At 70.8% G+C, this 25,100-nt stretch carries 24 protein-coding genes; 10 read left to right on the top strand and 14 right to left on the bottom strand.

Annotated features, from left to right (window positions below):
- Positions 1 to 2: 2 nt before the first annotated feature.
- Complete coding sequence (locus ACFWN2_RS44655) at positions 3 to 728, top strand: SDR family NAD(P)-dependent oxidoreductase (protein WP_382436787.1); 726 nt, start codon at positions 3 to 5, stop codon at positions 726 to 728.
- On the opposite strand, the gene ACFWN2_RS44650 is transcribed toward ACFWN2_RS44655, so the two are convergent.
- The 5 genes from ACFWN2_RS44650 to ACFWN2_RS44630 form a co-directional block, all read right to left on the bottom strand.
- Entirely contained in the window at positions 627 to 1,292 is a 666-nt protein-coding gene (locus ACFWN2_RS44650) for a WHG domain-containing protein (protein WP_382436785.1), read from the bottom strand. The genes ACFWN2_RS44655 and ACFWN2_RS44650 overlap by 102 nt on opposite strands.
- Positions 1,285 to 2,121 (bottom strand): alpha/beta fold hydrolase, encoded by an 837-nt coding sequence (locus ACFWN2_RS44645; protein WP_382436784.1) that lies wholly within the window; start codon positions 2,119 to 2,121, stop codon positions 1,285 to 1,287. The genes ACFWN2_RS44650 and ACFWN2_RS44645 overlap by 8 nt, the downstream gene beginning before the upstream one ends.
- Before the next feature lie 83 nt (positions 2,122 to 2,204).
- Complete coding sequence (locus ACFWN2_RS44640; RefSeq protein WP_382436782.1) at positions 2,205 to 2,987, bottom strand: SDR family NAD(P)-dependent oxidoreductase; 783 nt, start codon at positions 2,985 to 2,987, stop codon at positions 2,205 to 2,207.
- Between the two features lie 64 nt (positions 2,988 to 3,051).
- Positions 3,052 to 3,969, bottom strand: a complete 918-nt coding sequence (locus tag ACFWN2_RS44635) for an SDR family NAD(P)-dependent oxidoreductase (RefSeq protein ID WP_382436781.1) — start codon at positions 3,967 to 3,969, stop codon at positions 3,052 to 3,054.
- On the bottom strand, positions 3,966 to 4,580 hold the full coding sequence (locus ACFWN2_RS44630) for an NAD(P)-dependent oxidoreductase (RefSeq protein WP_382436780.1): 615 nt from the start codon (positions 4,578 to 4,580) through the stop codon (positions 3,966 to 3,968). Before ACFWN2_RS44630 ends, ACFWN2_RS44635 begins: the two co-directional genes overlap by 4 nt.
- Before the next feature lie 79 nt (positions 4,581 to 4,659).
- On the opposite strand from ACFWN2_RS44630, the gene ACFWN2_RS44625 reads away from it, so the two are divergent.
- Complete coding sequence (locus tag ACFWN2_RS44625) at positions 4,660 to 5,229, top strand: TetR/AcrR family transcriptional regulator (RefSeq protein ID WP_382436779.1); 570 nt, start codon at positions 4,660 to 4,662, stop codon at positions 5,227 to 5,229.
- Here ACFWN2_RS44625 and ACFWN2_RS44620 read toward each other — a convergent pair whose 3' ends face one another.
- Positions 5,230 to 6,306, bottom strand: a complete 1,077-nt coding sequence (locus tag ACFWN2_RS44620) for an alpha/beta hydrolase (protein ID WP_382436778.1) — start codon at positions 6,304 to 6,306, stop codon at positions 5,230 to 5,232.
- 59 nt (positions 6,307 to 6,365) lie between these two features.
- On the opposite strand from ACFWN2_RS44620, the gene ACFWN2_RS44615 reads away from it, so the two are divergent.
- The 6 genes from ACFWN2_RS44615 (at position 6,366) to ACFWN2_RS44590 (ending at position 11,006) form a co-directional block, all read left to right on the top strand.
- A complete protein-coding gene (locus ACFWN2_RS44615; RefSeq protein ID WP_382436777.1) occupies positions 6,366 to 6,812 on the top strand; it encodes a MarR family winged helix-turn-helix transcriptional regulator in 447 nt (148 codons plus the stop codon).
- Positions 6,809 to 7,660 carry an SDR family NAD(P)-dependent oxidoreductase gene (locus ACFWN2_RS44610; RefSeq protein ID WP_382436775.1) on the top strand — a complete coding sequence of 284 codons (852 nt, stop codon included), beginning with the start codon at positions 6,809 to 6,811 and terminating at the stop codon, positions 7,658 to 7,660. Before ACFWN2_RS44615 ends, ACFWN2_RS44610 begins: the two co-directional genes overlap by 4 nt.
- Entirely contained in the window at positions 7,657 to 8,535 is an 879-nt protein-coding gene (locus ACFWN2_RS44605; protein ID WP_382436774.1) for an SDR family NAD(P)-dependent oxidoreductase, read from the top strand. Before ACFWN2_RS44610 ends, ACFWN2_RS44605 begins: the two co-directional genes overlap by 4 nt.
- A gap of 3 nt (positions 8,536 to 8,538) precedes the next feature.
- Complete coding sequence (locus ACFWN2_RS44600; RefSeq protein ID WP_382436773.1) at positions 8,539 to 9,177, top strand: NAD(P)-dependent oxidoreductase; 639 nt, start codon at positions 8,539 to 8,541, stop codon at positions 9,175 to 9,177.
- A gap of 140 nt (positions 9,178 to 9,317) precedes the next feature.
- A complete protein-coding gene (locus ACFWN2_RS44595; RefSeq protein ID WP_382436772.1) occupies positions 9,318 to 10,097 on the top strand; it encodes an isocitrate lyase/phosphoenolpyruvate mutase family protein in 780 nt (259 codons plus the stop codon).
- A gap of 171 nt (positions 10,098 to 10,268) precedes the next feature.
- Positions 10,269 to 11,006, top strand: coding sequence for a ribonuclease activity regulator RraA (locus ACFWN2_RS44590; RefSeq protein ID WP_382436771.1), 738 nt, complete (start codon positions 10,269 to 10,271; stop codon positions 11,004 to 11,006).
- 43 nt (positions 11,007 to 11,049) lie between these two features.
- Here the strand turns inward: ACFWN2_RS44590 and ACFWN2_RS44585 are convergent, their stop codons facing one another.
- From ACFWN2_RS44585 to ACFWN2_RS44570, 4 genes are all read right to left on the bottom strand, one after another.
- Complete coding sequence (locus tag ACFWN2_RS44585) at positions 11,050 to 12,312, bottom strand: mandelate racemase/muconate lactonizing enzyme family protein (RefSeq protein ID WP_382436770.1); 1,263 nt, start codon at positions 12,310 to 12,312, stop codon at positions 11,050 to 11,052.
- A complete protein-coding gene (locus tag ACFWN2_RS44580) occupies positions 12,309 to 14,303 on the bottom strand; it encodes an ABC transporter permease subunit (RefSeq protein WP_382436769.1) in 1,995 nt (664 codons plus the stop codon). Before ACFWN2_RS44580 ends, ACFWN2_RS44585 begins: the two co-directional genes overlap by 4 nt.
- A gap of 5 nt (positions 14,304 to 14,308) precedes the next feature.
- Positions 14,309 to 15,733 carry an ABC transporter substrate-binding protein gene (locus ACFWN2_RS44575; RefSeq protein ID WP_382436768.1) on the bottom strand — a complete coding sequence of 475 codons (1,425 nt, stop codon included), beginning with the start codon at positions 15,731 to 15,733 and terminating at the stop codon, positions 14,309 to 14,311.
- A gap of 140 nt (positions 15,734 to 15,873) precedes the next feature.
- Positions 15,874 to 16,617 (bottom strand): FadR/GntR family transcriptional regulator, encoded by a 744-nt coding sequence (locus ACFWN2_RS44570; protein ID WP_382436766.1) that lies wholly within the window; start codon positions 16,615 to 16,617, stop codon positions 15,874 to 15,876.
- 72 nt (positions 16,618 to 16,689) lie between these two features.
- On the opposite strand from ACFWN2_RS44570, the gene ACFWN2_RS44565 reads away from it, so the two are divergent.
- Entirely contained in the window at positions 16,690 to 17,847 is a 1,158-nt protein-coding gene (locus ACFWN2_RS44565) for a mandelate racemase/muconate lactonizing enzyme family protein (RefSeq protein ID WP_382436765.1), read from the top strand.
- A gap of 3 nt (positions 17,848 to 17,850) precedes the next feature.
- Here ACFWN2_RS44565 and ACFWN2_RS44560 read toward each other — a convergent pair whose 3' ends face one another.
- The 3 genes from ACFWN2_RS44560 to ACFWN2_RS44550 all read right to left on the bottom strand — a co-directional run bounded on the left by ACFWN2_RS44560 (position 17,851) and on the right by ACFWN2_RS44550 (position 21,789).
- Complete coding sequence (locus tag ACFWN2_RS44560; RefSeq protein ID WP_382436806.1) at positions 17,851 to 19,278, bottom strand: non-reducing end alpha-L-arabinofuranosidase family hydrolase; 1,428 nt, start codon at positions 19,276 to 19,278, stop codon at positions 17,851 to 17,853.
- Between the two features lie 139 nt (positions 19,279 to 19,417).
- Positions 19,418 to 19,873: a response regulator gene (locus ACFWN2_RS44555; RefSeq protein ID WP_382436764.1), complete on the bottom strand. Its 456-nt coding sequence runs from the start codon at positions 19,871 to 19,873 to the stop codon at positions 19,418 to 19,420.
- The gene (locus ACFWN2_RS44550; RefSeq protein WP_382436763.1) at positions 19,870 to 21,789 is read right to left on the bottom strand and encodes a PP2C family protein-serine/threonine phosphatase; all 1,920 of its coding nucleotides are present in this window, start codon (positions 21,787 to 21,789) and stop codon (positions 19,870 to 19,872) included. The genes ACFWN2_RS44555 and ACFWN2_RS44550 overlap by 4 nt, the downstream gene beginning before the upstream one ends.
- 77 nt (positions 21,790 to 21,866) lie before the next feature.
- Here ACFWN2_RS44550 and ACFWN2_RS44545 point away from each other — a divergent pair, with 77 nt between their 5' ends.
- Complete coding sequence (locus tag ACFWN2_RS44545) at positions 21,867 to 24,170, top strand: ATP-binding protein (protein ID WP_382436761.1); 2,304 nt, start codon at positions 21,867 to 21,869, stop codon at positions 24,168 to 24,170.
- A 44-nt stretch (positions 24,171 to 24,214) separates the two neighbouring features.
- On the opposite strand, the gene ACFWN2_RS44540 is transcribed toward ACFWN2_RS44545, so the two are convergent.
- Positions 24,215 to 24,919, bottom strand: coding sequence for a hypothetical protein (locus ACFWN2_RS44540; RefSeq protein WP_382436760.1), 705 nt, complete (start codon positions 24,917 to 24,919; stop codon positions 24,215 to 24,217).
- Positions 24,920 to 25,100: the final 181 nt, after the last annotated feature.

The raw sequence follows: 25,100 nt of genomic DNA, 5'->3' as shown, positions 1-25,100 counted from the left end.
CCATGAGCACTCCTCCTTCCGCACTGGTCTTCGGCGGTTCCCGCGGCATCGGGGCGGCCGCCGTCACCCGGCTCGCCGCCGAGGGTCACGCCGTCACGTTCACCTACAACTCCAGCCCCGGCAAGGCGCAGGACCTCGTCGCGGCGGTCGAACAGGCGGGAGGTCGCGCGTTCGCCGTCCAGGCCGACAGCGCCGATCCCGACGCCCTGCGCGCCGCGGTCGGCCAGGCCGTCGACCGCTTCGGCGAACTGGGCGTGGTGGTGGTCAACGCCGGCGTCCTGCGTGCGGGCACCATCGACGCGGTCTCGTTGGAGGACCTGGACCTGATGCTGAACGTCAACGTCCGCGGCGTGTTCCTCGCCATCCAGGCGACCGTGCCGCACCTGGTCGACGGCGCCCGCGTCATCACCATCGGCAGCAACGTGGCCATCCGCACCGGCACGCCCGGCGCCAGCGTCTACCAGCTGACCAAGACCGCGGTCGCGGGCCTGGTCAAGGGCGTGGCTCTCGACCTCGCCCCGCGCGGGATCACGGTGAACAACGTCCAGCCCGGCCCGATCGACACCGATCTCAACGCCGGGGCGATCGACCAGCTCGCCGCGAACAGCCCGCTGGGACGCGTCGGGTCACCGGAGGAGATCGCCGGCCTGATCGCGTTCCTCGCCGGGAAGGACTCCCGCTACGTCACCGGCGCGAGCCTGACCGCCGACGGCGGCTACACGCTCTGAGGACCGCCCGGCGGCCCGCAGTCCGTTGTCGATGAAAGTGATCATCCACGCGAAGCTCTCGTCGACGTCCACGTCGAGCTGGAACTCGCCGGCCGCCTCCGCGGACGCGAAGGCCGACAGCACGCCGCGCACCATCCGCAGCGCGTGGACCTCCTGCCGCGGGTCCAGCCGGTACCCGCTCAGCACCGCCGCGAAGGAGGTGAAGAGCCGGACCCTGGCGGAGTGCTGCGGATCGGCGGGCCCGGTCGGGCGACTGGCCGCCGCGTAACGGCCGGGGTGCTCCCTCACGTACGTCCGCAACGCTCGTGCCGCGGCGGCCAGCGCGTCGCCACGTGCCACGCCTTGCGTCGCGTCCCGCAGGGCGTCGCCCAACTCGGTCGCGGCCAGGACGGCGATCCGGCCGGTGAGGTCGGCCTGACCGCTGACGTGCTTGTAGAGGGACGGCGCCTTGACCTGGAGACGTTCGGCCAGCAGGCCCATGGTGAGCCGGTCGAAGCCGACCTCGTCGAGCAGGGCCGCGGCGGCCTCGACCACCGAGGAACGAGCGAGCCGTTCCCTAGGCACGCGTCAGCGTCCTGGCCAGGAACGGCAAGGCGAGCGACAGCACCTCGTCGGGGGTCTGGGTGTGCGGGTAGTGCCCGGCGCCCTCGATGACCCTGAGCGTTCCGAGGCCCTGCGGCAGGTCGGCGACGACCTTCTCGCCCTCGGCACGCGGGTCGGCCCAGTCGGGATCGGCGCTGCCCATGATCACGAGGACCGGGCAGGTGACGTTGGCCAGTTGCGCGCCGGCGTCCGTCGGACTGGCCTTGGCCATCGCCTGCAGGGCCTTCATCCGGCCGGGTTCGAGCAGCTTGGACTCGATCCGGGCGAGCTCGGCGTCCCAGTCGGCCGGCTTCGTCGGCACCGCCACGTCGAGGTACTTCTTCCAGCTCGCGATGCTCCCGCCGACGAGGACCTTGGCCAGCTGGGTGTAGCCCGCGCGGAAGTGCTTGACGCGCACCAGTCCCGCGATGTCGAAGGACTGCGCGCGAGTGAACGGCGCGAGCTCGACGACGCCGGTGATCACGTCGGGCGCGGTGGCGGCCGCGATCGTGGCCGCACCACCGCTGATCGACTGGCCGATGATCACGGCAGGGCCGCCGAGGTGGCGGACGACGGCGACGAGGTCGCCCGCGATGTCGGTGCGGCTGTAGCCGTCCCAGCCGAGGCTCGACTCACCGCAGCCGCGGATGTCGACGTTCGCGACCCGGTACCCGTTCGCGGCCAGCGCCGGAGCGAGGAAGCGGTAGGAGTGGCGGCTGTCGCCGATGCCGTGGGCCAGCACGACGAGCGGCCCCTCCCCGGTCACGTCGTAGGCGATCTTGTTGCCGTCGATGTCCAGGAACTCGGTCATGTCGTCCTCCGCTTGGCTAATGTTGTTAGCCATAAGCTAACGCCATTAGCCAAGCGGTGTCAACGCTCAGATCTCGGCAGGACTCACGGCGCCACCGACGGCGGGAGGTGCAGGACCTGGTTCAGGCCGCCGTCCACGGTGATGCTGGCACCGGTGACGTAGGCGGCCTCGCTGCTCGCGAGGAACGCCACGACCGAGGCGATCTCGTCGGGAGTGCCCGTGCGGCGCATGGGGATGTAGGACACGTACGTGTCGAGCAGGCCAGGGATCTCGTTCATCGGACCGGTCATGCCCGTCGGGTAGATCATGCCGGGGTGCACGGTGTTCGAGCGGATCCCGTGTGCGCCGTTCTCGATCGCGATGCTGGCGCTCAGGCTCTCCGCGGCGCTCTTGGCCGCGCCGTAGGCGGGCTGGCCGTAGTTGTTGCGCACCGCGTTGGACGACCCGATGTTGACCACGTTTCCCCTGGTCTTCTTCAGGTGCGGGATGGCGGCCTTCGTCGCGTGCAGGACGGCGCCCGCGTTGACCGCGATGATGTCGTGCCACGTCTGCGCGTCCAACTCGGCGAACAGGCCGAGATCCGTGGCGCCCGCGCAGTTCACGAGCACGTCCAGGCGGCCGAACGCCTCGGCAGCCCCGTTGACTAGCTGGACGACGGCCGCCTCGTCGCGCACGTCGACGACGCGGTGCACGATCTTGCCGTTCTCGGGCGCCTGCCCGGCGGTGCGGATCAGCTTCTGCTCGTCACGCCCCGCGATGACGACGGTCGCGCCTTCTGCGGCCAGGCGCAGCGCGATCGCCGCCCCCATTCCCGACCCGCCTCCGGTGACGACGGCGACCTGGTCCGAAAACCGATTCGATCCCACTGGGTTCATCTCCTTGAGCCACCTCGGTGGCCGAACAACGACAGCAATAGATGGAACGTTCATTCTACTGCTGCGTCGCGCGGGCGAAGTGGGCGTCGCTCAACTCCAGGAGCCTGCGCTGGGTCTCGGGATCGTGGGACACCAGCGGAGTGCTCGACTCAGCAGACCGGCGGAAGTACCGCCCGGTGACGCCCGCCAGGCCGGGATCGGTCGCGAGCCGCAGCGCACTCTCCGCTCCCTCGGCGGGGGTGAGCAGGCTGCGGCGGATCAGCGCGCGCACGGGCCGCAGCAACGGGGGCACGAGGTCGTCGACGATGCCGGTCGCGACGAGTCCGGGGTGCAGCGCGTTGACGGTCACCCCGTCCGCGGCGAACGTGCGGGCGAGGGCGTAGCCGGCCGTGACGGTCATGAGCTTGGCGCGTGCGTAGGCCTCGAACGGCACGAAGCCCGCGACGGGGTTGAGCTCGGCGAGGCTGTCGACGCCGGCCAGGTCCAGAGTGGCCGGTCGGGGTGCGCCGGGGAGCTTGACCTGCCGGGTGTCGTTGAGGGTGTCGCTGGCGACGTTCACCACCCGGCCGCGGCCGCACCGCAGCGGTGCGTCCAGCAGGGTGGTGAGTCCGTACGCGGCGAGGTGATCGAGAGCGATGTGCATCTCGACGCCGTCGGCCGAGACGCGGTGCTCGGAGAAGTGCGCGCCGGCGTTGTTGATCAGGAGGTGGATCCGGTCGTGCCGGTCGCGGATGGCGTTCGCCGCGGCGATGACGTCCGCTCGCCGGGACAAGTCTCCCGCGATGACGTCGAGCCTTGACGCCTGTGCGCCGAGGCGTGCGCGCAAAGCCTCCGCGCGGGCGGGGTTGCGGGCGACGGTGATGACGCGCGCGCCCGCCCGGACGAGTTCGGTGGCGATGAACTGGCCCATACCGCCCGTCGCGCCGGTGACGACAGCGACCTTGCCCGTCTGGTCCGGGATGCCGGCGTTCATCGCGTGATCCGCGGGCGGGCGTGGGCGTACCGCGGGGTCTCGGCCTCGTCGAGCAGGAACGCGGCGAGGTCGGCGCGTCCGATGGAGCTCCACAGCCGGATCGGCAGGTCGGTTCCTGTCCGGTACTTGCCGATCGCGTCGTGGCCGGACAGCTTGGGCGGCCGCACGATCGTCCACTTCAGACCGGAGCCGGCGATGACCGTCTCCATGGCCTCCTTGTCGCGCATGCGTTCGGCGACGTTCGCCCACACCGCCACGGAGTAGAGCGACTTGTCGTGCGTTTCCAGCACGCCATGTGCGCTGACGGCGATCAGGCGGTCCACTTCGGACTCCTTCATCGCGGTGACCGCGGACCGGATTCCGTCGGCGCAGACCGTCGTCGGCCCCTTGTCCGCCCCGCCCAACGCGCTGATCACCACGTCGGCACCCGGCAGCGCCCGCGCGAGAGCCGCGGCGTCGGTGACATCGGGCCAGATCACCTCCTCGACGCCCTCCCGAGCGAACGCGCCCGCCCGGCGGACGAGGGCGACCACGCGATGGCCGCGATCGAGAGCCGTGGACACCACATGCCGTCCGGTGGCGCCCGTCGCCCCGAGGACGGCCACCCTCATCTTTGATACAGACTGTCTCATAGTTCGAAGGATGCATGTCGGACTCACTTCGAGTCAAGTTGTCTCATAGAATCGGCCGGTGACCAGTGAGACGGACCCCAGGTCCCTGCGGAGCCGGGAAGCGATCCTGAACGCGGCCCGCGAACTGCTGCTGGAGAGCGGACCGACCGCGGTGACGCACGTGCAGGTCGCCGAGCGCTCCGGCGTGGGCCGCGCGACGGTCTACCGCCACTGGCCCAGGACGGAACCGCTGCTCCTCGAAGTGATGGCCACGGTCCCCATGCCGTTTCTCGACAAGCCGACCACCCCCACCCGTGAGTGGCTGCGGCAGGAACTCGACGTCATCGCACGGCAGCTCGACCTCGACGACGTCCGCGCCGTCTCCACGACCCTGGCCAACGCGGCTATGTGGGACGAGACCATGAACGCCCGCCGCGCGCAGTTCGCCGGCATCCTCACCGACCGGCTGGCCGCCGCCCTCGACGACGCCGAGGCGCGGGGCGAGATCGTCCTCGCCCTGCCCAGCCGGGACGCGGCCACCATGGTCATCGGACCGCTGTACTACCGCAGCACCATCGAACGCGGTCCGGCCGACTCCACGCTCATCGACGCCGCCGTCGCCGCGCTGGGCACCTGGTCCGGCGTCTGATCACCGCGGTCCGTCCAGCATCCGCCGCAGAGCGTCCGCGCCGGCGGCCACCGCTTCGCCGAAGCGCGGACCGAGGTGCACGAACGGCAGGAAGCCGTGCGGCAGATCGGCTTCCCGCACCGCTTCGACCGGCACGCCCGCCGTCCGCAACTTCTCGGCGTACCGCTCCCCCTCGTCGCGCAACGGGTCGAACCCGGCGGTGACGAGGTGCGCCGGCGGCGTGGTCGCCGCGACCGGGCCGTACAGCACGGACACGAGCGGATCGGTCCGGTCGACGCCGCCGGGGACGTAGTGGTCCTGGAACCAGACGATGTCGTCGTCGGTCAGCAGGAAGCCCCGGCCGAACCGGTCACGTGACGGGTGCCGGACGGCCAGGTCGGTGGCGGGGTACAGCAGCCACTGTCCTTTCGGGACCGGACCCGCACCGCGACCGGCGGCGCGGCGGGCGGTCACCGCGGCGAGGGTGGCACCGGCGCTGTCCCCGCCGACGACGATCCGCTCCGGGTCGACGCCGAACTCGGCTGCCCGCGCGACCACGTCGTCGAACACCGCGAGCGCGTCGTCCACCGCGGCCGGGAACGGGTGCTCGGGCGCCAGCCGGTAGTCCGCGGACAGCACGCGGTGACCGGTGCGTTCGGCGAGGTGCCGGCACACGTGGTCGTACCCGGCCCTGCTCCCGATCACCCATCCCCCGCCGTGGAAGAACACCAGCGCGCCCGACCGGCCACCACCGGACGCGGGGACGTAGGGCGTCGCCTCCAGCGGTCCCTCTCCCCCGCGCACCACGACCTCGGACGTCACGACCGCAGGCGACGGACGGCGCCCGGCGCGCAGCATCGGCGCGGCGCGGTCGAGCGCCGCGCGGGACAGTTCCGGCGAGTCGCCGACGACCAGCGCCGACTTGCGGCCTCCCAGCGACCTGATCAGCAGGCGGGCGTCGACCGCCAGTGCCGCTCCGTCCTCGACCACCTCCCGGCCCGCCATCCGCGCTCGCAGCGACGCCGGCAACCGGGCGAGCACCCCCACCACGACCTCCTGCGCCCGCACCGACAGCGGAACCGCGGTCGCCTTCGACATCAGCGCACACCCTTCAGTTGCAGCTTGACTGAAACTCAGTTTCAGGCAGACTGTAACTCATGGGAACAGCACCACCGCCGCCGAGCACGGCGTTCCTGACGATGGCACTGGGTCAGCGCATCAAGGAGCACGTCGAGAACCGCCTGAACGAGCACGGCATCGCACTGCGCCACCTCTCGGCGCTCGGGCACCTGCACCGCACGCCCGGCATCTCCTACAGCGAGCTCGCGCGACGGGCGGGCGTCACGCCGCAGAGCATGCAGGACACGTTGCGCCGCCTGGAAGATCTCGGAGCAGTCGTCCGCGCGACCGAACCGGGACGCGGGCGCACGGCGATGCTGCGGGTGACCGACGAGGGTCACCGGCTGAGGCTGGCCGGGCAGGCGGTGTTCGACGAGACCGACGCCGCGATCGCCCGTGCAATGCCGCCCGGCGCGAGCGAGGCACTGGCAGGGGCACTGCTGAAAGCCCTGCAGGACTTCGGATCCCCGCGAGGAACGGCATGACCCGCGGTCCTCTCCGCGACAGGACGGTGGTCGTCACCGGTGCCTCGTCCGGCATCGGCGCCCAGGCCGCGAGACAGCTGGTCACCCAGGGCGCGCGGGTCGTCGTGGTGGGCAGGGACCGGGCCCGCACCGAGCAGGTCGCCGACGCGCTCGCGACGAGCGGACGTCCCGTTTCCCGGCACGTGACCGATTTCGCCGACCTCTCGCAGGTCCGCCGGCTCGCCGCCGACCTCACCGCGGAACTGGGGACGATCGACGTCCTGCTGAGCAACGCCGGGGGCGCGTTCTCCGACTTCACGTCCACAGTGGACGGCCATGAGCCGAACTACCAGGTGAACACCCTGTCCCCGTTCCTCCTGCTCCGGGAGCTGACGCCCGCGCTGGCCGGGGGCAGGGTCGTCGCCACGAACTCCCGCTCGCACCGGGGCGCGGCGCTGCACCACGAGGACGTGGGCGGCCAGTTGGACCGCATGACCGGTCTCGGTCCGCACCAGCGCTATGCCGTGGCGAAACTGGCGAGTCTGTTCCTGCACCGCGAGCACCGGCGCCTGCATCCCGAGGTCGAGATCGTGGACGTCCACCCCGGCCTGGTGGCCAGCGACTTCGGTCGCTACCTGGGCCGCACGGGCGCGGTCCTCAAACACGTCGCACGTCCGGTGCTCCGCTCCCCCGCGGCGGCGGCCTCGACGCTCGTCCGGCTCGCGGCGACCGCGCAACTCCCCTCCTCGGCGTACTTCGTCCGTGATCACCGAAGTGAGCCCTCGGGTCTCGTGAACGACCGTCAGCTCGCCGCGGCGGTGTACGCCGACGCCCTCCGCCGCCTCGACCTGATCGGACACGAGCGATGAGCGGACGTGCTGTCGTGACCGGTGGCACCGGCGGCATCGGCCTGGAGACCGCGACGGGGCTCGCCGCGGCCGGGTACGAGGTGACGGTCGTCGGACGTGATCGGGAACGCGGCGACCTCGCCCTCGACCGCATCAACGCCGCGGCGACCGGCCCGAGCGCCCGCTTCCTCGCCGGGGACCTGGTGTCGTCGGCCTCCGTGCGGACGGTCGCCGGCCTGCTGACCGCCGGTGGCCCGGTGAGCGTCCTGGTCAACAACGCCGGAGCGATGTTCGACGACCGCCGCCTCAGCCCGGAGGGGATCGAGGCGACCTTCGCTCTCAACCACCTGTCGCCCTACCTCCTCACGCGGCTTCTCCTGCCATCGCTGCGCCAGGGCGCACCCGCTCGCATCGTCAACGTCACGTCCGGCTCGGTGCGCATCGGTGCGCGCCGGTTCGACGCGGCCGAGGCACCCGGCGGGTACTACGGACTCCACGCCTACGGGCGCGCGAAGGTCGCCAACCTCGTGCACACGCTCGACCTCGCCGAACGGCTGCGGGGCAACGGCGTCTCGGTCTTCGCCGCCGATCCCGGTGGCGCCGTCACCGACATGACCGCCGGCACCATGGGCTCCTCGCGGGTCGTCGCTCCGTGGTTGCGTCCTTTGTGGCCTCTCGTCCTGTGGGCGTTCCGCCGCACCACCGGCGGCACCACGTCCGAGGCGGCGCGGTCGTCGATCATCGCGGCCACCGATGCCTCACTCGCCGGCCGGACCGGTCTGGTCATCGGCCGCGACGGCCACCCGGTCGCCCCGCCACGCGGGGTGAGGGCGCCGAAGCTGGTACACGCCGTCCAGCGCCTCAGCGAGCAACTCGCTCCGACCGAGGAGGACTGACAGATGCGCATCTTCGTCGCCGGTGCGAACGGACGGCTCGGACGCGCCGTCGTCGCACAGGCGCTCGCCGAGGGCCACCAGGTCACCGCCTTCGTCCGCAACGCGGGCACGCTCTCCGGCCACCCCGCCCTGTCGATCAGTCTCGGCAGCGTCACCGAACGGCCCGACGTGGTCAGCCGAGCGCTGGAGGGCCACGACGCGGTGCTGTCGGCCCTGGGCAACCCGTTGTGGTTGAAGGGGCTGCGCGGCCCCGCCATCCTCGCCGACGCGATGGCGAACCTGATCGCAGCGATGCGCGCGACCGAGGTCCCGCGTCTGGTCCTGCCCGTCGCCTGGGGCACCGGCCTCAGCCGCACCGCCGCCTCACCGCTGGTCAGGCTCGTCGCAGCCACACTGATCCGGCGCGACTTCCGCGACTTCGACGCGGCGGAACACCTGGTCACCGCATCGGACCTCCGGTGGACGATCGCGTACTTCGGAGCACTGACCGACGCCGCGCCGACCACCGGGTGGGCCGCCTCCACGCAGATCCGCACACCGAAACCCCTCGCCATCGCCCGCGCCGACGTCGCCCGGTTCCTCGTCTCGTCCGTCGACGACGAAGCGCTCGTTCGGCAGCACGTCGTGCTCAGCGGGGCATGAACGTGACCGGCACCCACCTCGTGCTGCACCGCGAGTCCTGAAGGGGCCTGCCCGGTTGCGCGGTCCGCACAACCGGGATTCGATCACAAGCCAACGGGTATGCGTGAACCACGGACCGAGTGAACCTGCGAAAGGCTGACATGACCTCCACTGCAGACAAGGCCCAGCGACTCCAGGCCCTGCACGCGGCGCCGGAGCTGCTGCTCGTCGTCAACGTGTGGGACGCGATCACCGCGAAGGTGGTCGCCGAGACGCCCGGCACGCAGGCGCTCGCCACGCCCAGTCACGGCATCGCCGCCTCGCGCGGCTACCCGGACGGCGAGCGGATCCCCCGCGACGAGATGATCGCCGAGGTCGGGCTGATCGTGCGCGTGGCCGGTGACCTGCCGGTCACCGCCGATCTCGAAGCCGGCTACGGCGATCCGGGAGGCACGATCGCGAGGGCCATCGACGTCGGTGCGGTGGGCGCCAACCTCGAAGACCAGATGAAGCCGCTCGACGAGTCGGTGCGGGCCGTCGAGGCCGCCGTCGCCGCCGCGCAGGCCGCCGGGGTCGACTTCGTGCTCAACGCCCGCACCGACGCGTTCGTCAAGGCGGGTGACCGCGACCCCGAGGACGTGCTGACGGACGCGATCGCCCGCGGCCGCGCCTACCTCGACGCGGGTGCCTCGAACTTCTTCGTGCCGGGCAAGCTCGACGAGACCCAGGTCGGACGGCTCGTCGAGGCGCTGGGTGAGCGCAAGGTCAACCTGATCGGCGTCCCCGGCTCGATCCCCCTGGCCACGGCGCAGAAGCTCGGCGTCTCGCGCGTGTCCTACGGGCCGTGGAGCCAGAACGTCGCGCTGACCGCGTTGGCCAAGCTGGCCGAGGACGTCTACGCGGGCGGCGGGCTGCCCGAGGACACCCGCAAGCTGAACTGACCGCTCTCACCGGGGCAGCCGTCAGCGCCCCCGGAACCCACGCCACCGGCTGACCGGGAACTCCGCGCGGTTCCGATCGGGAAGCCGGTTTCCGTTACGCCACAAGGGTATTTCGGGCTAGGCTCGCGTCAGGGTCTCATCGACACCCTCCGGATCTGAGGGAGCTGCGAAGTGGTCGAGACGCACGACATCGTTCGCCCGCCCGCCGAACTGAGCGCGGCACTCGCGGCCATCGGCAGCGCGACGGCCAGCGCCGAGCTCAGCCGGATGGGCATCCGCAGCGCGTTCATCCGCGGCCCGGTCTCGGTGACGCCCGGCGTGCGGGTGGCCGGTCCGGCGCTGACGCTGCAGTTCCTGCCGAAGCGGGAGGACCTCTACCCCGTCGACGAGTACGAGGAGCCGGAGAAGCAGTTGCACCGCCACGTCATGTACCACGCGCAACCCGGCGACATGATCGTCGTCGACGCGCGCGGCGACATGGGCAGCGGTGTGTTCGGCGAGATGATGCTGACCTACTTCAAGGGTCGCGGCGGTGCCGGTGTCGTGGTGGACGGGTGCCTGCGCGACACCGGCGAGGCGAAGAAGCTCGGCCTCGGGCTGTGGATCCGCGGTGCCACACCGAACTTCCACACCCAGACCGACATCGTCCCGGTCGCCGTCAACGTGCCGGTGGCGTGCGGCGGCACGCTCGTCGAGCCCGGTGACATCGTCGTCGCGGACGACGACGGGGCGGTCGTGGTGCCCGTCAAGCTCGCACCCGCGGTGCTGGCCGTCGCCCAGGAACACGCGGAGTGGGAGGAGTTCTCCCGGCTCCGGCTGTCCGAGGGCGGCGACCTGCGGCGGTACTACCCGCTGTCGGAGGAGGCCCGGCCCGAGTACGAGAAGTGGCGCGCGGAGCACGGACGTTAGTGGCGGCGCATCCGCTCTCAGCAGCATCCGTCGAACCACTCCCCTAGCTCCACAACCTGTCGTGGCTCGACTCCGCGTCCCAGTGCGTCGTCTCGGCGAAGAACACCGGGTCGCGCGGGTCGAGGTGGCGGCGCAGGAGGTCCTCGTCGAGGTCGCCGAACCCCAGTCCCGGCGTGTCCGGCACCGCGATGTGGCCGTCCTGGATCAACGGGCGGGGCAGGCCGGTGACGAGGTCGCTCCAGAACTCCACCTCGGCCGCGTGGTGTTCGAGTGCCAGGAAGTTCTCCGTGGCGGCGGCCAGGTGCACGCACGCCATCGTCGCGATCGGTGACGCCGCCAGGTGCAGCGCCATCGGGATCCCCCGTTCCTGCGCGTAATCGCCGAGCCGTTTGGTCTCCGCGATCCCGCCCGCCGTCGCCGGGTCGGGGTGCACGACGCGGATGGCACCGGCGTCGAGCAACGGCCGGAAGCCGTCGAGCAGGTAGATGTCCTCCCCCGTGCACGTGGGGACGGCGACGGCCGCGGTGAGCTCACGCCACTGGTCGGTCAGCTGCCAAGGGATCAGGTCCTCGATCCACGCCAGCGTGAACGGTTCCAGCGCGCGGCCGATCCGGATGCAGGAGTCGAGGGCGATGTGGCCGAAGTGGTCCGCGGCGAGCGCGACGTCGTAGCCGACGACGGAACGAACGGTGTCCACATAGGACGCCAGGTGCTCGACGCCCTTCGCGGTGACCTGGATGCCGGTGAACGGGTGCATCGTCGTCAGGTCCGCGCGGGCACCTTTCGGCGCGATCAACGCTCCCGGCACGTCCCACAGCAGGTCGATGCCCACGTCCATCTTCAGCATCGTGAACCCGCGCTGCCTGCGGTCCAGCAGGCGTGCGCCCATGGCATGCGGGTCCGGCAGCGACGGCGTGTCCGCGTAGCAGCGGATCTCGTCGCGGAACCGGCCCCCGATCAGCGCGTGCGCGGGCACCCCGTAGGCCTTGCCGGCGAGGTCCATCAGCGCCATCTCGACGCCGGAGACCCCGCCGCCCTGGCGCCCGTGGTGACCGAACTGCTTGATCTTGCGGAAGATCTTGTCAACGTTGCAGGGGTTCTCCCCCACGAGCCGGCTCTTGAGCACCAGCGCGTAGGTCGCGCTGGCCTGGTCCCGCACCTCCCCGTACCCGGCGATGCCCTGGTTCGTGTCGATCCTGATGATCGACGAGCGGAACGGCACACCGTCCACAGTGGCCACCCGCAGGTCGGTGATGCGCAGGTCGCTCGGCCGCGACGCCGTCGGGACGTGCTCCTCCGTGATCATCCCTTCACCGCCCCGGCGGTCAGGCCCTCCGTCAGGAACCGCTGACCGAACCCGTACATCACCACGACCGGGATGCTGATCAGCAGCGAGGCGGCGGCGAGCTGGCCCTGCGGCACAACGTCACCGAAGATCATCGACTGCATGCCGACGGGCAGCGTCTTGTAGTCGTCCTTGGTGATGAACACGAAGGCGAACAGGAACTCGTTCCACGCGTTGGTGAGCGTGAACAGCGCGACCGCGAGCAGACCGGGCTTGGCCAGCGGCAGCACGATCCGCAGGAACGCGCCGAACCGCGTGCAGCCGTCGACGAGCGCGGCCTCCTCCAGGTCGGCCGGGATCGACTTGAAGTAGCCGACGAGCAGCCAGGTCGCGAACGGCAGGGTGAACGTGGGATAGGCCAGCACGAGCGACCACAACGAGTCGTTGAGCCCGATGCCGCTCATCATCTGGTACAGCGGGATGAACAGCAGCGCGCCCGGCATCACGTACGTGAGCAGGATCGTCACGGTGAAGCTCTCCGAACCGCGGAACTTCAGCCGTGCCAACGCGTATCCCGCCAGTGCGGCGCACACCAGGGCGATCAGGGTCGACGCCACCGACACCAGGATCGTGTTGAGGTACCAGGTGCCGAACGCCCTGCCTTCGAACAGGTTGGTGAACTGCTGGGTGGTCCACGGGGTCGGCCAGAGGTCGTCCGTGCGCGCGACGATCTGGTCGTCGGACTTGAACGCCGTGACCGTCATCCAGTAGAGCGGGGCGAGCACGAACCCCAGCAGCCCCACCAGCGCGATCCCGCTGCCGGTGCCGCCCACCACGCGTGCGGCCAGCCGGTTGCCCCGCGCGGCGAGCACGGAGACGACCCGTCCGACGGCGGCGGCGAGCAACACGAACACGCCCAGCACGAGCGCTGCCTTCCACACGATGTGCGGCGACGCCCAGACGAGCACCAGCACCGACGCCACGACGACCACCCACGGCATCGCCCTGCGCTGCACCGGAGTCAGCCTGCGCCGCTCGCCCGTGCCCGGGAGGTCGTTGCGGCGCATCATCCGCACGAGGATCACCACGAGGACGCCGATGATCGGCAGCATCACCAGCGTGACCGCGGCGCCCGCGCCCAGCTGCAGCTGCTGGATGGCCTTGGAGTAGGCCACCATCACGTACGGGGCGGTGGCGTCGCCAGGTCCGCCCTGGGTCATCAGCCAGATCAGGTCGAAGTTGTTGAACGTCCAGATCGACGACAGCAGCACCGTCACGATCATGATGTGCCGCAGGCCCGGCAACGTGATGTGCAGGAACCGCTGCCACGGCGACGCACCGTCCACAATGGCTGCTTCGTACAGTGCGCCGTCGATCGCCTTGAGCCCGGCGAGGAACGTCACCGTGAAGAACGGGATGCCCTTCCAGACGTTGACCAGGATGACCGCGGGCATCGCGAGCGCGGGATCGGACAGCCACTCCGCGGGCCAGCGGTCGACGAGCCCGATCGTGGCGAGGAAGGGCCCGATGCCGGAGTCGGTGAGCAGGACGTTGACGCTGCCGAAGATCGGGTCGAACAGGGAGCGCCAGGTGAAGGCCGTGACGACCGTCGGCACCACCCACGGCAGCAGGATCACGCCGGCGACGATCGCCCGGCCGCGGCGCATGTGGTGCAGCATCAACGCCGCGATCAGGCCGAGGGTCACCTTGAAGATCTCGGCGTACGCGGTGAAGACGAACGAGTTGAGCACGCCCTTGTGGAACACGGCGTCGTCGAGGAGGGCGGTGTAGTTGTCCAGCCCGACGAAGACCGTCTCCGCGCCGTGGCGTTCCGTGGTGCTCGTGAACACCGAGTCGACGATCGGGAACAGGATCAAGCCCGCGACCAGCAGCAGGGTCGGCCCGACGAACGCCGCCGCGAGGCGCCAGTCGCGCCCGAGCAGCCGCTGCGACGGGCTGAGCGACGACGACCCGCCCGGTGCCGGACGAACCGGGGCCGGGCGTTCACGCACGACGGTCACTGCTTGTAGCCCTGCTGTTCGAAGACCTGGACGATCCTCGCGTGCGTCGAGGCGACGGCATCGGCGGGCTTCGTGCCCTGGATGACGGACTGCATCATGTCGGTCAGCAGGTACGCGGCGGTGGCGGCCTGCTCACCGGGGCTCGGCGCCTGGGGGAACTTGAAACCGGTCTTCGTGGTCAGCGGCAACGACGTGCGGGTCTGCTCGCGCAGCGCGGGGAAGGCCGGGTCGCCGCCGGTGTAGTACGGGTCGGAGTCCCACACCTTGTCCCACGAGGGGTTGACCAGGCACGGCGCTCCCTTCGCGACACCGAGCAGCGCGGTCCCGCTGACCATGTACTTCGCCACCAGCTTCGCCAGGTTGGCGTTCTTCGCCCCCTTGAACACGACGAACGAGTTGGACTCGCCGAACGCGAGCGGCTTGTCGATCGCCGGTCCGGTGGCGCCGTTGAACGGGTGGGTGTTGGCGTAGACCGGGTTGTTCTTGGTCTTCGAGTCGGCGTAGACGCTGAACTGGTTGAGCGTGAGCCCCAGGATCTGGGCCAGCCAGTTCTCGTTGTTGCTGGAGTCGGTCCAGCTGCCGATCCCCGGCGGCAGCATCGGCGTGTACTTCGGGTTCGTGTAGATGTCGCCGATGAACGTGACCGCGGCGACCGTCTCCGGCGAGTTGAACACCACCTTCGTGCCGGTGTTGTCCGCGATCGCCCCGCCGTAGGTGTTGACGACGTTCGCGATGAAGCCGTTGGCGTCGCCGGAGCGGTTCACCGTCAGCCCCCAGCCGAAGCGCTTCTTCGCCGGGTCGGAGACCTCCAATGCGTTGTCCCGCAACTCTTCCCACGTGTAGTGGGGTTTGAGCGGGAGCCCCTTCTCCTGGTACCAGTCCTTGCGCAGGTACATCGCGGACGCGATGAAGTGGTACGGGATCGCGAACCAGCGGCCGCCGAACACGCAGTAGTTGGTGGCCTCCGTCGCCGGCTCCCCGTAGAGCTTCTTCATCTCCTCGACCACGTCGGTGACGTCGGTGAGCGCGCCGAGGTTGTGCAGCTGGCCGACGAACCGCCGGTCGCTGACGAACGCGAAGTCGCGGCTGGTGCCGGCCTTCACCTCGGCGTCCATCTTCGCGACCATGTCACCGGCGTCGCCAGAGACCAGGTCGTTGCGGACGGTGGTGCCGGTGGCCTGCGCGAACACCTGCAGCGACCGGTCCAGCGCCTGGTTCGCGGCTTCCGAGTAGAGCTTCTGCGACAGCATCCCGACCGAGCCGCCGCGCAGTGAGGCCGCCTGGTCGAGCAATGCCTGGGGCACCTGCACGTCGACCTGCGGTGCGGGTGCGGGACCGCCGCCGCACCCCGCGAGACCGAGCACGCCCAGCGCGCTCATCCCGAGGAAGGTGCGCCTGGATAAGTCCGCTTTCTCTTCCATGACAACTCCTCTCACGTCCGGACGAGCGGACGCGTACCGACGGGGCGACGTTGCAACCGGCGGGACAGCGGGGCGGGAGCCGCGCTGCCGGATCGTTCATGTGCTGAGGAATGCCGAACTGGTGGTGCGTCGGTGGTGCGTCAGCTCCCCCGACCGGAACGCTTCGTCCGCTGTTCCTTCTCCGCGAGGAGGGTGGAGTTGTTGGCGAGGTGCTTGCGCATCGCCGCCCGTGCCGCCGCGGGATCGCGTGCGACCAGTGCCTCGTAGATCTCGGTGTGGTCGCCGGTCGCCTTGCTCAGCGCGGACGGCGCCTCGTTGGTGATCCGCCTGCTCGCCGTGCCGAGCCAGCGGGCGGAGTACATGATCCGGTCGAGGATGCGGTTGTCCGCGGCCCGGCAGATCTCCATGTGGAAGTCGTGGTCGACCTCCAGGTAGGCGTTGGGATCCCCTTCGAGCGCCGCCATGCGGTCGAGGGCGTCCCTGAGCCGGTCGAGCGTCTCGTCGGTGACGGCGGCGGCGGCCATCGCGGCGAGCTCGGGTTCGAGCAGCACGCGCATCTGGTCGAGCTCCTGCAACAGCTCGCCGACGATCTCCTCGGGCAGCCACTCGACCAGCAGCGGGCTGAGGTAGTCCCACTCCGCGGGCGGGCGCACGACGACACGACGGCCCTGCGCGACCTCGACGATGTCCAGCGAGGCGAGGATCTTGAGCGTCTCCCGCGCCACCACCCTGGACACCCCGAACTCCCGGGAGATGTCGAGCTCCGACGGCGCCCGGCCGTCCTCCAGCTCGCCGTTGACGATGCGCCGGGTCAGGTGTGCGGCCACCTGCACCGGCAGAGTCCGGACCTTGACAGCGTCCGGAGACTCTTGTCCCCTTTGCATGTCATCAGCTTATAGGACAAGTTGGAGCTCGCGACAGTCCGTTCCTGTGCACCACCCAGCGATGGGAGAGCAATGCGGATCGTGAACGTCACGACGGCGGTGGTGGCCTACCACGGTGAGGCCACGCTGGTGCGGATCGACACCGACGAGGGCCTCAGCGGGTTCGGCGAGGCCAACCCCGACGCCGGCGCGGGTGCCGTCGTCGGCATGATCGAGTTCATGACCCCCCTGCTGATCGGCGAGGACCCGCGCAACGTCGAGCGCTGCTGGGAGAAGCTGCGGCGCGGCAAGGTCTTCGCGGGTCCCCAGGGCGGGGTGTTCGTGATCGCGCTGTCCGGCATCGAGCTCGCGCTGTGGGACCTCGCGGGCAAGGCGGCGGGCCAGCCGGTCTACCGGATGCTCGGCGGCAAGTTCCGCGACCGGATCCGTCTCTACGCCGACTGCGGCGACGGCGACGACCCGGCGGGGTCGATCGCGGGCTGCGTCGACCGGGCCCAGCGGATGGTCGCCGAGGGCTTCACCGCCCTCAAGTTCGACGTGGACGACCTGCGCCACCCCGCGAAGTACGACGACTTCAACCACACGGTCAACGCCGCCGAGCTGCGGTCGATGGTCGAACGCGTGGCGGCCGTCCGCGAGGCGATCGGGCCGGACGTCGACCTGGCCATCGACCTGCACGCCCGCTACGACCTGCCGAGCGCGTGCCGGATCTCGTGGGAGCTGGAGCCGTTCCACCTGATGTGGCTGGAGGAACCGCTGCCGGCGGAGAACGTCGACGCGCTGGTCAGGGTCCGCGAGCAGACCCGCACGCCGATCTGCGCAGGCGAGAACCTCTACCTGCGCTGGGGTTTCCGCGAGCTGCTCGAACGCGGTGCCGTGGACGTCATCGAACCGGACGTGCCGAAGTGCGGCGGTCTCGCCGAGGCCAAGAAGATCGCCAACCTCGCGGAGCTCCACTACATCCCCTTCGCCCCGCACCTGGTGTCGACGCCGCTGGGCACGATGGCCACGTCGCACCAGTGCGGCGCGATCCCCAACTTCCTCGTCCAGGAGTGGCACGCCCTCGACGAGCGCGCGGTGTGGGACAGCTACGTCCACGCGCCCGACGGGAGCGGCTCGATCGTGAAGGACGGCTACATCACGCTCCCCGACACCCCGGGCATCGGCGTGGAGCTGGACATGGACGGCGTGCGGGCGCACGCCGTCGCGGGTTACGGCGTGTTCGAGTAACGATCAGCGTTGCAGCGTCAGCAATCCCGGCCGGTAGGGCAGACGGCCGTAGTCACCGCCCGAGCTCGGGTCGCGGCCCTGGTAGAGGAACTGGAGGTTGCAGGGGTCGATGGTCTTGGTCTGGTCGGGGTTGCTGCGGATCAGGTCGCCGTGGCTGATGTCGTTGGTCCACGTGGCGCCGCTGTTCGCCTTGCCCGCGAACGGGTTGCTCTCGGTCGCGGCCTGCGGAGTCCACGCCCCGTTGAGGCTGCTGGAGGTGAACGAGCGGAAGTAGCGCCCAGCGCTGCCCATCGCCTCGACGATCATGAGGTACTGGTTCTGGCCCTGGACCTTGTAGACCTCCACGGCCTCGAACAGGTTCGCGGTGGTGTCGCTCATGATCTGCGTCCAGGACGACCCGAAGCTGCCGGGGAAGTTCCCGATCGGCATGCTCGCCCGGTAGATTTTACCGTTGTCACCGGCGAAGAAGAGGTACATGTTCGTGCCGTCACCGATGAGGGTCTGGTCGATCGGACCCGTGCCGGAGTCGGGGATCGTGCCGGTGAAGAGGGTCTGCGGCGACGACCAGCCGTTGGCGTTCGTCGGGTCGTTCGACGTGCGGTAGCTGAAGGTCGTCGGGCCCCACTGGTAGGTGAGCACCCAGATGTTCTTCGGTGCGAAGTAGAACAGCGTGGGCGCGACCGCGCCGGTGCCCATCGCGTTCTGGCTCGCGGACCCCATGTCCGACCAGTTCGTGAAGGTGCCGAAGTTCATCGAGCCCCAGGTCGTCCCGGTGTCGTGCGTCGTCGCGTAGACGAGGTGCCTGCCGTTGTACGTCACGTGGGTGAAGTCCTTGAGCGACACCCATCCCTGCCTGGGCTGGGCCAGCGGGCCGGTCGACGACCAGCGGTAGGACGACGGCAGCTGGCACGTGCCGCCGCCACCGCCGACGCGGACGAGCTGCCACTGCTGGTTCGCGCCGTTCCAGTCGCCGTACTGCACGACGTTGGCGCCGTCCGCGGTCGAACCGCCCTGGACCTCGACGGCCTTGCCGCTGTTGCGGTTGACCAGCCGCACGTACCCGCCGTCCGAGTCGGCGAGGCGGAACTGCTGGTTGCTCCCGTTCAGGTCGGACCACTGGACGATGGCGCCGCCGTCGGCGGTGGAGAAGTTGTGGACGTCGAGAACCTTGTTCGACAGCCGCGACTTCACCCGGTAGAAGCCACCGCCCGAATCGACGAACTGCCACTGCTGCTGGTTGCCGTCGTTGCGGGCCCACTGCGTGATGCGCGCGCCGTCGTTCGTGGCGAGGTTGTAGACGTCCAACGCCTTGCCGCTGTTGCGGTTCACCAACACGTACCACGCAGTTGTGTCGACTGTGGCCGCCGAAACCGGTGTCGCGCTGAACGCGGCGAGCAGACCGCCCAGCAGGACGGCCACGGAGATGAGGATGCGCACGAACGGTCTCCTCTTCGCTGAGACAGGCGCGCACCCGTTCGCCCACTCTGGAGGATGTTCCGCTACTGGTCAAGAAATCGTCGAACGCGTTCGACCGGGCCGACCGTCCGGAGTGGACACTTGGCCGCGACGATCACGCGACGGGCACTTCCGGCGGTGCGCTGGGGCGCACGAAACCGTTGGTGTGCCAGTACTCGACCGCGCCCTGCAGCACGGTCCGGAACAGCGTGAAGTTCACCGGCTTGTAGACGTAGCTGTCCGCGCCCGCCTCGTAGCAGCGGTCGATGTCCGCGGACGTCGTCGAGGAGGTGAACACGACGACGATCACGTCCCTCAGCCGCGGGTCGGCGTCGGCGCGCAGTTCGGTGAGCACGCGCAGTCCGTCCGTGCCCGGCATGTTCAGGTCGAGCAGGACCAGCACCGGGTGCGGTGAGGTGTCGTCGCGCAACCGGTCCGAGACGCGGTGCCCGTCGGGCAGGAACTCGAGCACGAGCTCCGGGTGCGACCGGGACAGGGCGCGCTGGATCGCCTCGCGGTCCTCCTCGCTGTCCTCCACGACCAGCACCACCTGTTCGCCGCTCGCGGTCACAGGACCTCCCACCACGTGCCGGCTCCTCCGCTGATCTCGATCCGCGCCCACTCGGCGTCGCCGTCCACGGTGACGGTCACGTCGCCCTGCCCCGCCGGGACCTCCAGCCGGTCCGGCAGGCCTGTTCTGCCCAGCGCTCTCACGGCGGCGAGCGCGGCGTCCGCCGCCTGGTCCGCGGGCAGCACCGCGTCCAGCGCCCGGTGGCCCCGGTACCGGATCAGCAGCACGGCCGCGTCGTCGTCGACCGCGTACCGCCCGTCGCCCGCGACCAGCGTGGAGGCCATCTCTGGCAGTGGCAGGTCGTGCAGCGCGGCGAGCGTCGGTTCGAGGTCCTCGTCGCCGAAGAACGCGCCGGAGGCGTCCCGCGCCTCGACCAGTCCGTCGGTGAACAGCACGACCGAGTCGCCGGGTCTGAGCACGTCGTCGACCTGGGTGAACGTGACCTGGTCGAGCACGCCGACCAGGTGGCCGCGGCAGGCGGTCTCCTCGACCGCGCCGTCGCGCCGGATGATCACCGGCGGCGGGTGCCCCGCCGTGAGCGACCGCATCGGCAGACCTTCGGGCCCGGCCTTGCCGAACGTGACGGTGGCGAGGGTGAGGAACTTGCCGACCTCGTCGCGCAGCATCTTGGCGTTGAGCAGGCGCACGGCGTCCTCGGCCTGGCCGCCCTCCTCCAGGATCGTCTCCACGGTGTGGCGGGCGAGGCCGGTGAGCGCGGCGGCAGCGGCGCCACGGCCGCACACGTCGCCGATGAGGGCGGTGAAGCGGTCGTCCGGCTGGCGCACGACGCCGTAGAAGTCGCCGCCCACGTCCAGCAGGTGACCGGCCACGTTGTACCCGGTCGCGATCTCGACGCCCTCCAGCGCGGGCAGCACCGACGGCAGCAGGTGCGCCTGGAGCTCCTCGACCTCGGACCGCCGCTCGCTGTAGAGGGTCGCGTTGTCGATGGCGAGCGCGGCTCGCGCGGCGATGTCCCGCACGAACTCGGGCGTGGGGACCCGGCGGGCTCCTGAGCGGTGGAAGAACGTCAGCACGCCCAGGACCCTGCCGCGGGCCCGCAGGACGGCGCTGGTCATCAGCTCCAGGCCGACGTCGGCGGGCAGCCCCGACGGCAGCGGGTCCACCTCGGCGTCGACGGTCACGCCGGCCCAGCGGCCGTGGCTCAGGTGGTCGTTGAGCAGGCGTTCGCGGTGGACGTCCACGTGCGCGGCGGCGATCTGCACCAGGGCTCCGTCGCGCCGGACGTGCACGGCCGCTCCGTCCGCGAGGCCGGGCACCGCCATCCGCACGACGGACCGCAGGGTCTCCTCCACGTCCAGCGAACGGGCGAGCCGCAGCGACACCTCGGCGAGGACGGCGTCGGCCGCCAGCCGGTTGTCGAGCAGCGCCTGGTCGGCGATCCGGTCGTCGGCGGCGATCACGACGTCCGCGATCTGCTCCAGCGCCCGCGCGATCGTCTCGTCCTCGGGCGCCCGGTCCAGGCTGACGAGCAGCAGGCCACTGTCGCCCTCCGCGGCGCGGAACGACGCGGCCACCAGCGCGCTGCCTCCGACCTCGCGCACGCGGGCGCCCAACTCGGGGGCGAACGACGACAGCTCGCCGACGTCCAGCTCGGCGATCCTCGCCTGACCGGCGGGGCGCGTCGGGAACCCGGCGGAGCCCGCCACCCACGGGGCGACGTCGGCGGCGAGACCGGCCGGTCCGCTCATCACCCCGTGCTCGTGGTCGGCCCAGCGCACGACCAGCACGTCGCCTCCTGGACCGAACCGGGCGCCGAGCACACCGCGGACGTGCGGCAGCTCCAGCAGTCCCAAGTAGAGTTCCTTCGCGAAGACCTTGGTGCTGCCCGCGGAGAACGCACTGCGCCACAGCGCGTGCAGGAGGTCGGGCCAGGCCGGTCCGTCACCTGCGCTCATCCATCCCCGCGTTTCCTCGTCCCCTGCCCAGCGGCCTTCGCCCCCGAACGGTACGCCCACCGGAAGCAGGAACCAGCATGCACGACGACCAGGTGCTCGACGACCAGGAGGGGCTGGGAGCCGAGTGGGCCAGGGCCGCCCAGGCCGAGGCGGAGGCGGGCACGACGTCGTTCGACATGACCGTCTGCCTCACCGAGCCGATCCACCTGCTGGGCGGGATCCAGTCCTACGGCGCGCTGGTGGCCGTCGACGACGCGGGTGTGATCGAGGTCGCCAGCGCGAACACCGGTGCCGTGCTCGGCAGCGCGCCCGAGGTCCTGATCGGGACCGCGGTGGAGGCGTTGGTCGGAGCCGAGGGCCTGGCGGCGGTGCGGGCCACGCGCGACGCGCCGACCGGTGACAGGGGTCTCTGCGCGCTCGTGCTGCCCTCGTCGGGTGAGAGCTTCGACGTCACCGTGTACCGCGCGGACGGCCGCACGGTGCTGGAGTTCGAACGCAGGCCCGCGCAGGAGACGTTCCGCTTCTCCCAGTTCTACCCGCGCCTGCGCACCTCGCTGACCAAGCTCCAGCACGAACGGACCGTGGTCGACGTGTGCGCGTCGGCGGTGGCCGAGATCCGCGCGCTGACCGGCTACGACCGGGTGGTGGCCTACCGCTTCGAGGGGCAGGCGGGCCCCGGTGAGGTGATCGCGGAGTCGGTCGCCGACGGGCTGGAGCCGTGGCTCGGCCTGTGGTTCCCCGCGACCGACATCCCGCCCCAGGCGCGGCGGCTGTACGAGCGGAACTGGATCCGGGTGATCCACGACGTGGACGACGAGACGGCGAAGCTGCTGCCGGAGTTCCTGCCCGGCACGTCGGCGCCGCTGGACCTGTCCGACTCGGCGTTGCGCACGGTCTCCTCGTTCCACCTGGAGTACCTGCGCAACATCGGGGTGGCCTCGTCGATGTCGGTGTCGTTGCTGCACTCCGGCTCGTTGTGGGGGCTCATCGCGTGCCACGGCGTGCAGCCACGGCGCCTGGACCCGGAGGTGCGCGCGGCGTGCGAGTTCTTCGGCGTCACGCTGTCCCTCCAGCTCGCCGCGCTGGAGGAGGCGCAGACCTCCCGTGCCCGCCACGACACCCGCACGGCGCTGTCACGGCTGGTCACGGAGCTGAACACGGACATCACGCAGTCCGTGCAGACCAGCGTCGACCTCCTGCACGAGCTGATCGACGCCGGCGCCGTGGTGCTGCGGCTCGGCGGCCGGACGACGGTCGTGAGCGGTCAGGACCACGCGGCGCTCGCACCCGGCCTCGACGCGTTGTGGGACGTCGTGCCCGCCCTCGACGCCGGCGAGGTGTGGAGCACGGACAACCTCGCCTCGCACGACGACTCGATGACACCGCACGCCGAACACCTCAGCGGCGCGCTGGTGCTGGCCCTGGGCGGCACCGGCGACCTGATCGCGTGGGTGCGGCCCGAACGGCGGGCGAGCAGGACCTGGGCGACCGACCCGAGCACGCCGGTGCGGCTGGGCGAGCGCGGCGAACGCCTCACGCCGCGCGGGTCCTCGGCCGTCTACCAGGCCTACACCCGCGGGTGCTCCGTGCCGTGGACCACCTCGGACGAGGCCGTCGCCGGCGAGTTCGGCCGCGCGATCACCACCCTGGTGCTGCGCCACAACGCCCGCCTCACCGCGTTGAACGAGGAGCTCAACCGCGCGAACCGCGACCTCGACACTTACGCGCACGTGGCGGCGCACGAGCTCAAGGAACCCCTGCGGGGCATCTTCAACTCGACGGCGTTCATCCGCGAGGACGCGGGCGACCTGGACGACACGACCGTCCGCAGGCTCGACACCGTGCAGCGCCTCGCCCAGCGCATGGACGAGCTGATCAACTCGCTGCTGCACTTCGCCCAGCTGGGCCACGGCTCGCTGCGGCCGCGGCGGATCGACCTGCGTGACGCGGCCCTGGCCGCGTTGGAGATCGCCGGGCCCCGGCTGGCGGAGCGCGAGGTGGAGGTCGTGCTGCCGCGACCCGGCCTGCTCGTGCACGCCGACCCCGACCGGTTGTCGGAGGTGCTGGTCAACCTGCTGGTCAACGCCGCGAAGTACGCCCGCGAGGAGCATCCGCGCACCGTGGAGATCGCGCTCGGCGAGCCGGACGTGGTGTCCGTGCGGGACAACGGGATCGGCATCCCGCCCGAGCACCGCGAGGAGGTCCTGCGGCTGTTCCGCAGGCTGCACAAGCGCGACGCGCACGGCGGCGGCCACGGAGCAGGGCTGGCGATCGTGCACCGCATCGTCGAACGGCACGGCGGCGAGGTGCGGCTGGACGCGACCCCCGGCGGCGGCACCACCGTGACGTTCACCCTGCCGCAGGCCGCCGACCAGGCTTGACCGTCACCGCCGTCCTGCCGCAGGCCTCCGACCAGGCCTGACGGTCACCGCCGTGCTGCCGCCCGTGCGCGTTCGTGGACGACCACCAGCACGACGATCGCCACGATCGACACCGCGGCGAGCAGTGCGGCGAGAGGCAGACCGGCCTCGGCGAACCACCGCCCGGCCTCGGACCGGTTGATGCTCCTGCCGGTGGCCATGATCGTGCCGAACACCGCCACCACGGGCAGGAGCCACGACCGCGAGAGGACCTCCGCCCGCGAGCGGCCGCGCTCGTCCGGGAGGAACACGCCCACCAGCGCGGTCAGCGGGAGGACGGCGAACAGCCACAGCACCGCGCCCAGCGGCACGGCGGCCAGTCCGAGCAGGGACAGCAGCAGGATCGCGACGTGGATCCCGAAGTCGTCGTCCGGCCAGGGCGTGGAAGCCGGTGTGGCCACGAGCATCACGACGAGCCCGGCGGCCACCGGCCCCAGCCACGCGACGGCCGCCACCACGCCGGACGGCCCGCCCCGCGACGGCCAGGTGTCGAAGCCCCAGGCCAGCTTCTCGCGCGGGGAGAGCGAGGTCCGCAGGTAGACGGCGAGACACACCTGGAGAAGTCCGTTGGCGGCGTACGCACCCATGAGCAGCGCGGTGCCGAGGTCGCGGGTGTCCTCGTGGAGGAAGAACGCGAAGTAGCCCCACAACCCAGCGGCCAGCGTCACCGCCGCGACCGTGAGTTCGGGTGCTGACCTGCGGATTTCCATCGGGGCACGATAGTCGTGCGGCCAGTCGGGAGGTAGGGGTCGACCGACCGACAGGCGGGGGGCCCCCCCCGGGGGGCGCCCCCCCCCCCCACCCGCCCCACCCCCCCCGGGCCCGGGGCGAATAAAAAAAAAACACCCCCCCCCACCCCCCAAGGAGGGGGGAGGCGGCGGGGGGGGGTGA

The sequence above is a fragment of the Lentzea sp. NPDC058436 genome, from assembly GCF_042721515.1.
GTDB lineage: Bacteria > Actinomycetota > Actinomycetes > Mycobacteriales > Pseudonocardiaceae > Lentzea.
This window is presented reverse-complemented; position numbering and strand designations above follow the sequence as displayed.